The following is a 9,505-nucleotide window of genomic DNA, read 5'->3' on the forward strand; positions in this document are numbered from 1 at the left end:
TTAGCAGGGATAGGTCAGTCTCTTTATTCACTGGATAATATTTATCAGCAAAGAAACTTAATTTTTACTTTAGACCCAACTTTTGAGATTGATCCGGGATCAAGACCATTTTCTGGGTTTTTGAGTTTTTAAGCAAATAATTTTTCGAGTCGAAATAAGAAGAACTCGGTATTTCTTACTCCTCTTAATTGTGCTCTAAAGGCTTTTATTTTAGCATTAAAGGATTCAGCTGAAGCATTGGTGCTTCGGTTTGTTAAAGGAGTTTAATATGGAATGAAAGAACTAAAAATCAGATACTTTTATTGTGTAACAAAAATGATAAACTGATACTAATTTTTAAATACCTCATTTGTAAACCAGTCTTAGAATGAAACTACTGGTTTGATGACTATGTGGCTTTATCAGGCTACAATTTATCTCTAACGATCGTAGCATTTAAATAAGACAACGCTTTGAGACTTAATTACATAATAGGATAACTATGAAAAATACATTGAGATTACTTATTGTAGCAATGCTAATAATAGGGTGTAAAGGAAAAGCATCAAATGAAAAAGAGTCTCGAGAAGTACAGGCACAGCAACAAGAAAACCTAAACTATTTAAAGACTTTTGCTAAAGCTTATGGGTATATAAAATACTTTCATCCAAGTGATGAAGCCTCCAAAATTGATTGGAATAGTTTTGCAGCTTATGGAGTGAGCGAGATTTTAAAATGTAATAATTCTAATGAGGTGGTAACCACACTAAACGAAATTTTTAAACCCATAGCACCTAGTGTTGTTTTTTCTAATACAAACAAAAACTATGATATAAGCGTAATTACACCTGATAATATTAATGATTATAAACCGACCTATTGGCAGCACAAAGGTGTTTCTAAGGGAATGAATCACCAGACTGGTATATATCGTAGTGTAAGAGTAAACAGATACAACAAAATTGATGAATCAAGTGATTTTGGTAACCTATTATTCTCTGTAGATGCAGAAAAATATAGAGGAAAGGAGATAAAATATACTGCTTGGGTAAAGCTGAAGAACGCTTCTAGGGGTACTGGGCATTTATGGTTGAGAGTGGATAAATCTGATAAAACGATGGGTTTTTTTGAGAATATGGATGCCAACCCAATTAAAAGCAATGCGTGGAAGAAATATGAAATTGTTGGTAAAGTAGATGATTTAGCTTCGGGGATGGTTATGGGAAGCTTTATTAAAGGTAAAGGAACTTTGTTTTTAGATGATGTCCATCTCTATTATAAAGAAAACAACGAATGGATAGAAATTCCAATTAAAAATAATAGTTTTGAAGCCAAAACGATTGGTAAGAAAAATAAACAATCAGATTGGAAAGGAAATAGCCAGGGGTATTCATATACGATTTCAACTACCGATAGCAAAGAGGGAAAACAGGCTGCGGTTATTGCCTATGAAGGTAAGGTTAAGCGAGTAAAGGGAAGGGCTCTTTTTGATGCCTATCCAATCTTTGGTGAGCTTATCGAAAAAGAAATTGGTGAAGATATTTTTTGTCAAATCCCATTAAATCTATACACTAATTCTGAAAACACCTATCCTCAAAGTACATCCTTAGATGCATTACAGCAACGTTTAAGCACTATAAACGAAAGCCCCAACGATGTATCAGTTTTCTTAGGAAACATTATAAATACTTACAACGTTTTTCAACATTTTTACCCTTATTTTAATGAGGTAGATGTAGACTGGGAAAAAGAATTAGCAACCGCTTTGCAAAGAAGCTTCAACGACCAGACAGAACTTGATCATCTGGAGACTTTACAAAAATTTACAGCCCCTCTAAAAGATGGACATATCTCTGTGCGCGGTCCTAGAACCGGTGAATATATTCCCCCTATTAATTGGGAGTGGATTGAAGAGAAGTTGGTTATCACTAAAGTAAAAGATAAAACTTTAGATATTAAAATAGGAGATGTAGTTACTAAGGTAAATGGTCAATCTTCAGAAAATTATTTTGAAGAAATCAATTCTAGAATCTCGGCTGCTACTAGAGGATGGCTAAATTATAGAGCGAAAAGCATTAGTCTTCTAGCTGAAAAAAACGAAGAACTAGTTTTAGAGATTAATTCTAAAACTAAAGTCTTGAATCACGATAGAAAGTATGATTATAATGAATTGGATATAGCCATACAAAAGCATAACTATAAGTTATTAAATAATAGTATCTATTATCTTAATCTCGATAAAATTGAAATGAATACTATTACTAAACTTTTACCAAAACTTCAACAGGCAAAAGGTGTTATCTGTGATTTAAGGGGTTACCCTAACGGTAACCATGGTTTTATCGCTCATCTATTAAAAGAGAAAGATACCTCCAAAGCCTGGATGAGAGTTCCAAAAAAAATCTATCCAGATCAGAAAAAAAATATTGGTTATGAGAATTTAGGTTGGGGAATGAAACCTAAAAAACCTTATTTGAGAGACAAAAATATTGTTTTCATTATTGATGGGAGAGCTATCAGTTATGCTGAAAGTTTTATGAGCTTTATTGAAGGCTATGAATTAGCAACCATAGTGGGACAACCCACTGCAGGAACAAATGGCAATGTTAACCCTTTTACACTTTTAGGAAATTATACAATTAGGTGGACGGGAATGAAGGTGGTTAAGCATGATGGTTCTCAACTTCATGCCAAAGGTATAATACCAGATATTTATGTCAATAAGACCATAGAAGGTGTCAAGTCAGGAAAAGATGAGTTTTTAGAAAAAGCCATTGAGGTTATCCTAAATTAATTGGCAATAATTTTTTTGAGATTCTAAGCCTGGATTATGACGGTAATTTTAATAATCAGAGCAGGTTTTTGCCGCAAATAAAAAGGGTTATCTATTTATAAATGTCAGGATTGTTTGCGCCTTGTTCATATTCCCTTAATTAATCATCGTTATCATTTTTAGGATCTGCGGCTTCCTATCAAAGCTTCCAGAATTCCTAAAGTGGAGTTTATTTTTCTACATATCCCTGGTAATTGCGATCACTGCGTTAATCTTTTTTTATAATATTTTCAATTCTCCTGCCTGTGGAGCCGAAATTTTTCCCGGGAGAAATTTCATTTTAGAAGAAAAAATCCAGCATTCAGGCCAAAGCTTCAGAATGCATTTTAGAAAATTGCTGAAAGCGTTCAGCCGTTTTCTTTTCGATGGTAATGGGGTCATTTATTCAATCTTTAATTGTTGTTATTAAGACTCTTGAAAACAGTTAGTGATTAGACGGACTTGAGCCTAAAAGCTTTTTTTAATCATTTTATATATCGTTATTTTCTAAGCTTTTTGGCTCGTGTCCAGGTCAATTGTAATGAAGCTTTTTAACTGAAACGAAACTTTTGTGATGAGAAAGTGGTGAATGCTTTGGATTTTCTATTTTGCCTAAACCAGGGAATCTTAAATCTGACTAAATTTTATTTCTATCACGTCATACTCTGCCGTATTCTCCCTGCATCTTTGAAAATATAAGTAGCGAAGTTAATTGCTTTGTGTTGTTTAATGTTAAAAATAGATCCGCTTCATTCTGTAAATCTTCCAATATGTAGGGGTAAAGAAAAATTAAAAGGCGAAGCGGAATTTTATTTTATTCAGGGAATTGTAACTAAGATTATTATTAAATAAACAATAAGTAACCATGGTTTTTACAAAATAACACTCTACAACTTAATGGCAAAACCGAAAAGATTCTTCAGGAATTTGGATTTTGCAGCTGGCAAGAGTAATTATTCCCGATAATAAATATTAACTTCTGTAGGAAGAAGTTAATATTTTATTAAATTAGCTCATCTAACTCTTTTCTGTTTGAAGCCTGTTTTTTTATTTCTGTTTTTTCTTTTAATATTAAATCTTGCCACTGCCCAGTGTCCTACAGGCGATGTTCGGCTAAATGACCAGAATGAAGTAGAAGAATACCTTAACTCTTACCTTTCTTGTGAAACCATAACAGGAAATCTTTATATAGGCAGTGGGGTAATAGATCTTTCCCGTCTTAACGCCATAAAAAAAATAAAGGGTGATCTTATCATAGAAGGAGCTCAGGTTACAAAATTTGCAAATTTTGATGATCTGGAATTTGTAGAGGGTAATTTGACTTTCAATGGACTCACCAAAGCAGTTGAACTTAATGATTTTAATAACCTGAAAAAGATTGGTGGCAGTTTTACAATAACAAATTGGGAAAGTCTTAGGTCTATAGATTCTTTTTATGCCCTGGAAGAAGTAAAAGGAGATTTTCTTATTACTGACAGTGGACTCATTTCCCTTATAGGATTTACGAATCTTGAAATTGTCTATGGAAATTTTGAGTTGATTGATTATCCACATGGGCTTGATGACTTTACTAAATTACATACTGTAGGAGGCGATTTTATTATACGCGATACTGGAATAAATTTTATTACCGGATTTAACACTTTGACTTCTGTGGGAAGTTTGTCTCCTACCGGTGGAGATCTTATTATTTCGGGGAATATAGAACTGATTGAAATAAGTGGACTTAATAATCTAACCCATATCTACGGTTCCATGGTGATTGACAATAACGAAAACCTGCCCGATATTAAAGGGATAAGAAGCCTTAATGAACTCAATGGTACTTTGCAGATTACAGATAATCCTTTGCTAAATACCCTTGAGGGGTTGCAAAGTCTGTTGTATGCAGGAGATCCCGCCTTGCAGGAGGGGGTAGTTATAACAGGAAATAATTCTTTAACCGATTGTTCTGCGATATGTGAACTTTTGGGCTCCAACAGAGTCACTGGCACAGTCAGCATTACTGGAAATCCGGCTAAATGCAGTAGCGAAATGGAGGTAAAAGAGGAATGTCTGGGAGATTTTGACGGGGATGGGATACCCGATGATATTGACCTTGACGATGATAACGATGGAATTTTGGATATCATAGAACAACAGGGTCAGGAAGATAGGGATACTGATGGGGATGGTTATCCAGACCACAGGGATCTGGACAGTGATGGAGACGGCTGTTTTGATGTTATAGAAGCAGGTTTTGCAGATGAGGATGAGGATGGCCGTTTGGGAACCTCACCAGAAAATGTAGATGCGAAGGGATTAGTGACCGGCGTTTCATCAGGATATACTACCCCTGAAGATAAGGATGAAAATGGAATTTATGACTTTCAGGAAGACCAGATCTTAAGGGCAGGAACAGACCATGAGCTCACAATTTGTGAGGAAGCCGATCCTATAAACCTTTTTGATCTGCTGGGCAGTGCAGATTCAGGAGGATCCTGGAGTGTACAAACTTTAAGTGGGAATGCTGTTTTTGATCCAGCGGTAGATACCCCAGGTGTATATGTTTATGAAATTGATAATGGTCCCTGCGGAAAAGATTCTGCAGAAATCAGAGTACAGGTAATTCCGAGGCCAGAAATTGGTGATAATATCGTACTCGACCTTTGTGAAAATGATGCTGCTGTAAATCTTAGAGATCTTATTGGCGTTGATGCTAACCTTGAAGGTTCCTGGAGTCCCCGCCTGGCAAATGAAAATATTTTTGACCCTGCCTTTGATTCCGAAGGAAACTATGTTTTTATGGTAGACAGGGGGTCTTGCGGAAGCAGTTCTACGGAGGTGAAGATAAGAGTTGATAAGCAACCCAATGCGGGAGAAAGTACAGAAGTAGAGCTATGTTCCCAGGAGGAGCCGGTCAATCTATATGATCTTTTAGAAGGTGCTCCTGATACCGGTGGCACGTGGCATCCGTTACCAAAAGGAGGACGGGATATATTAGATCCGGCCAGGGATGCTCCTGGAATTTATACTTATACGATCGATAATGGCTTGTGCGGGAAATCCAGTTCAACACTAAAGGTGGATATAACAGGATATAACCCTATTATCTCCTATGAAATAGAGGTAGCGTCCTTTAATTCTGAAAATAGCGTAACTGTAGTAATAGGAGACCAAGGTATTTATGAATTTTCATTGGATGGAATAACTTACCAGGATGCCAATACCTTTAGAAATCTAACCGGAGGAGATTATAGGATTTTTGTGAGGGAGATTCAAGGCTGCGGCTATCTGGAGGAGACATTCTCCATACTGTCTTTTCCGGCCTTTTTTTCACCTAATAATGATGGTTATAATGATACCTGGAAAATGCAGGGAAGAACAGATAGGGAGTATACTACAAAGATCTTTGACCGTTATGGGAAACTACTAAAAATGTTGCGTATTGACCAGGCCTGGGACGGCATTTTTAACGGAAAATCAATGCCTTCAGATGATTACTGGTTCCGCGTGGAATTTGATAATGGCGATATAAATACAGGACATTTTAGTCTTATAAGATAAAAGGAAAGTAGGCCCGGATAATTGGTAACGCATCTGGGACAGAGAATGAGTTTACTTTAAAAACATTTTCTTTTAAGTGCTTACAATAAAATTGAAAATAATTTGATCAAGTTTTCAACTTTCAGTAACTCCTCCATCTTAAACCTAAATAATATACAAGCTAGTTGCTAAATTCTCTTTAAAGCAGAGAGATTTAACCTATAATAACTGTTTTTCTGCTACAACCTTAAAATCAAATGACGGCCCTAAATGTGTGGCCTTCCCTAAAAATGCTTTTTTTGTTATGAGCAATAAAATCTGGAACTATATCTATGACGATATACTTTTTGGAGTACTTCACTAATTCTTTACCAATATTAAAATCGCCATAACCCAGATCACAAATTACCAGAGGCGTTTCGAAATCTCTTAAAATGCAGATACTGCAGTTATATATGTATTTACTACTTCAGGATGATGTGAGCCCAAACCGGAATGAAATTCAGATTTATCACCAACCCAGAGTTTTTTTTCATGTACCTACTAATAGCATCTTTGGTTCGCCAGGGGTGGTTTCTTTTTTTGTTATTAAGAGCAAAACAGGATCTTTACTCAAAAGTAAAGGATTGGAATCTGGAAACCGTATAGGTGAAGGGCCAAATGTTAATTTTGAAAAGTGGACAAAAAGTAGGGCATGGTGAAATAAACCAACCGATACGAAATTATAAATACCACTATTAAGGCTAACAGTAATAGCTAAAAGCCAACAGTTAATAACTAAAAAATCATCGGTATATTCATGCCTTTATCTTGAAGCACCGAATAGCAATGAACAATAAATAATTAATTCCCTTCCGCTGAAATATTTGATAAGATTCTTATTCCGCTTTTTTCATAAGCTCTCTGGCCTTAAAGTCAAAGCAAATATCCGGTTGAAGTTTTTATCCTACATTTGGCGCTACTAAATACATTATGAAAAGAACTTTAGTAAGATATAGAAATAGTGCTTTTGGAAGATATGTTTATCGCAATCAAAAATATGCTCCCATTCTTTTCTTTATGGGTGGTTTTATTTTTGATTCCCTGACCTTAGGGCGAATAGATCGTGTTTATGATACGGTGGTACTTTGCTCACATATAAGCTTATTGTCCATAACGCTTTATTTGTATAATACAGTGGATGATAAAAAGTGGGAAGGTACTTTTATCAGACGTTATTCCGAATATTTCCCGCTAGCCATACAGTTCTTCTTTGGTGCACTTTCAAGTGCTTTTGTCATCTATTTTTTCAGAAGTGTGTCCATGTCAAAAACTATGTTTTTTTTCATACTGCTGGTGCTGCTCTTATTTGCAAACGAGTTTCTTAAAAAGAAAATCTCCAACAAATACCTTCAGTTTAGTGTTTATTTTTTTATAAGTTTTACCTTTTTCGCCTTTATGATTCCCACGCTGACCAGGGAAATGAATACCTTTATTTTTATCATTGCGGGACTTGTAAGTTTGGGATGTACGCTGGCACTTATCACCTTTATTTACAGTTCAAGCCCTGACACAAGAGCTGAGGTAAGTCTAAAAAAACTGATTAGTCTTATCCTTTCTATCTATATAACGATCAATGCTTTTTACTATTTCAACCTTATTCCACCAGTGCCGCTGGCAATGGATGCCGGTTTGGTGGCTCATGATGTGCGAAAAATAAATAACGAATACATCGTTACTTACGAGAAGAATCAATGGTATGTATTCTGGCGTAAACATCACATCACTTTTCATCGTCAGGTAGATCAAAGAGTTTATGTGTTCACTTCTGTTTTTGCACCTACAGATTTAAAAAAGTCCATTTTTCATAGATGGAAACGCTACAATGCCGAAACCAGGAAATGGGAAGTAACTGATGACCTTGGCTTTGAAGTTGCCGGTGGGCGTGATCGTGGTTTCCGTGGATATACCTATAAAATAACCTTAGGGAAGGCCAATGGAAAGTTGAAATAATTACAGAAGAGGAACTAATACTTGGTGTAGTCGATTTTGTGATTAAAAACACTTCTGAACCTATTGAAGAAGGAATGGTAAAGAAATCATTTTAACAATTATTCTCTCGATTATATTTCAATGCTCTAATTGTCAAACCGGACGCGTTTCAAAAGCAGCTAAAAAAGAGGATACGGCTTCCAGATATGGATTTGCCAGCGTATCTTCATTATAAATATAGAAACGTTTGTAATGCACATCGTGCATAATCATATTCATGCGGCACAGGTTGCAGGTAGTAGGATTACTTTCCTGCCCATAAAAAGCACCAACTTCGGTTTCTTTGGAAACCCTTAAAAGCAACGAGCCCGAGCCACAGGTAGGGTCGTAAACACTTTTAATCTGTTTCTTATCTATGGTCTCCAGTTTCGCCAGGACTTTACTTACCTGCTGCGGGGTATAAAACTCTCCGGCTTTTTTTCCAGCACCGGAAGCGAATTTTCCTATGAGGTATTCATAAGCATCACCCAACACATCACTTTCGGTATTTTCCAGTTCAAAATCTACCTGGTCCAGGTGGGTGAGCACTTTAACAATAAGTTCGTTTTTTAGCTTCATAGGTCTTATCGAGTTTACTACTGGTAAGGTCTAGGTCTTCAAAAAGATTCCCGAAGTCTTCTTCGGTTTCGCTCCCCATCGTGCTTTGCTCAATATTGGTAAGCACTTTTGCAAGGTCTCCAAGAATAAATTTGCTTTTCCATTCCTGTTTTTACGGCGGACCAGTTCGCTGAATAATTCAAAAGGATTTAGATAATATCCCAGATGAACCAAAGCATCTTCTTTAACAGCTTCAAGATAAAGTTCTTCCTGCGAGTGGCCTTCCAGTTGCCTGAAAGTAAGCTTGTCTGGTTTTAGGATTTTTCGGCGTGAAGTTCATCTTCCTGCTTAGGTACTTATAGAAAATAAATCCTAATATATAATCCCAGAATTTGTCGGCACCTATTTTTCAACGGAGCGTGTTGGCGATATTCTAGAAATGTTGTTCCAGTTGTTGTTTAGATTGGGTCATTTTTTGGATCAATCTCAAAAGTTGGGTCTAGAGTGAAAAATAGTTTTCTTTGTAGATAAATATTATCCAGTGAATAAAGAGACTGACCTATCCCTGCTAAGCTTAATCCTTCCTGAAGGTTTATTAACGTATTTTGATATTGTTGGATT

General features: G+C 36.0%; 6 protein-coding genes and 1 pseudogene. 4 read left to right on the forward strand and 3 right to left on the reverse strand.

The genetic code is table 11. The features are described from left to right. Positions 1-128: 128 nt before the first annotated feature. A pseudogene (locus I6U50_RS15960) lies at positions 129-251 on the reverse strand (transposase); the annotation flags it as partial. Between the two features lie 230 nt (positions 252-481). Here I6U50_RS15960 and I6U50_RS15680 point away from each other — a divergent pair. The 4 genes from I6U50_RS15680 (at position 482) to I6U50_RS15695 (ending at position 8,308) form a co-directional block, all read left to right on the forward strand. Continuing rightward, positions 482-2,773, forward strand: coding sequence for a S41 family peptidase (locus I6U50_RS15680; RefSeq protein ID WP_198639546.1), 2,292 nt, complete (start codon positions 482-484; stop codon positions 2,771-2,773). A 1,050-nt stretch (positions 2,774-3,823) separates the two neighbouring features. Beyond that, positions 3,824-6,337, forward strand: a complete 2,514-nt coding sequence (locus I6U50_RS15685) for a T9SS type B sorting domain-containing protein (protein ID WP_198639547.1) — start codon at positions 3,824-3,826, stop codon at positions 6,335-6,337. Between the two features lie 413 nt (positions 6,338-6,750). Beyond that, a complete protein-coding gene (locus I6U50_RS15690; protein WP_198639548.1) occupies positions 6,751-7,017 on the forward strand; it encodes a hypothetical protein in 267 nt (88 codons plus the stop codon). A gap of 271 nt (positions 7,018-7,288) precedes the next feature. Next, complete coding sequence (locus tag I6U50_RS15695) at positions 7,289-8,308, forward strand: DUF2914 domain-containing protein (protein WP_317192039.1); 1,020 nt, start codon at positions 7,289-7,291, stop codon at positions 8,306-8,308. A 132-nt stretch (positions 8,309-8,440) separates the two neighbouring features. Here I6U50_RS15695 and I6U50_RS16105 read toward each other — a convergent pair whose 3' ends face one another. Then, the gene (locus I6U50_RS16105; RefSeq protein WP_317192040.1) at positions 8,441-8,905 is read right to left on the reverse strand and encodes an N-6 DNA methylase; all 465 of its coding nucleotides are present in this window, start codon (positions 8,903-8,905) and stop codon (positions 8,441-8,443) included. Then, complete coding sequence (locus I6U50_RS16110; protein WP_317192041.1) at positions 8,877-9,011, reverse strand: hypothetical protein; 135 nt, start codon at positions 9,009-9,011, stop codon at positions 8,877-8,879. The genes I6U50_RS16105 and I6U50_RS16110 overlap by 29 nt, the downstream gene beginning before the upstream one ends. Positions 9,012-9,505 lie beyond the last annotated feature (494 nt).

Source organism: Salegentibacter maritimus (assembly GCF_016236975.1).
GTDB classification, from domain to species: Bacteria; Bacteroidota; Bacteroidia; order Flavobacteriales; family Flavobacteriaceae; genus Salegentibacter; species Salegentibacter maritimus.

Excerpts from the sequence above, each read along its gene's own strand:
- I6U50_RS15695 (WP_317192039.1), top strand. The coding sequence starts at position 7,289 with ATGAAAAGAACTTTAGTAAGATATAGAAATAGTGCTTTTGGAAGATAT.
- I6U50_RS15680 (WP_198639546.1), top strand. The coding sequence starts at position 482 with ATGAAAAATACATTGAGATTACTTATTGTAGCAATGCTAATAATAGGG.
- I6U50_RS15690 (WP_198639548.1), top strand. The coding sequence starts at position 6,751 with ATGCAGATACTGCAGTTATATATGTATTTACTACTTCAGGATGATGTG.
- I6U50_RS16105 (WP_317192040.1), bottom strand. The coding sequence starts at position 8,905 with ATGAAGCTAAAAAACGAACTTATTGTTAAAGTGCTCACCCACCTGGAC.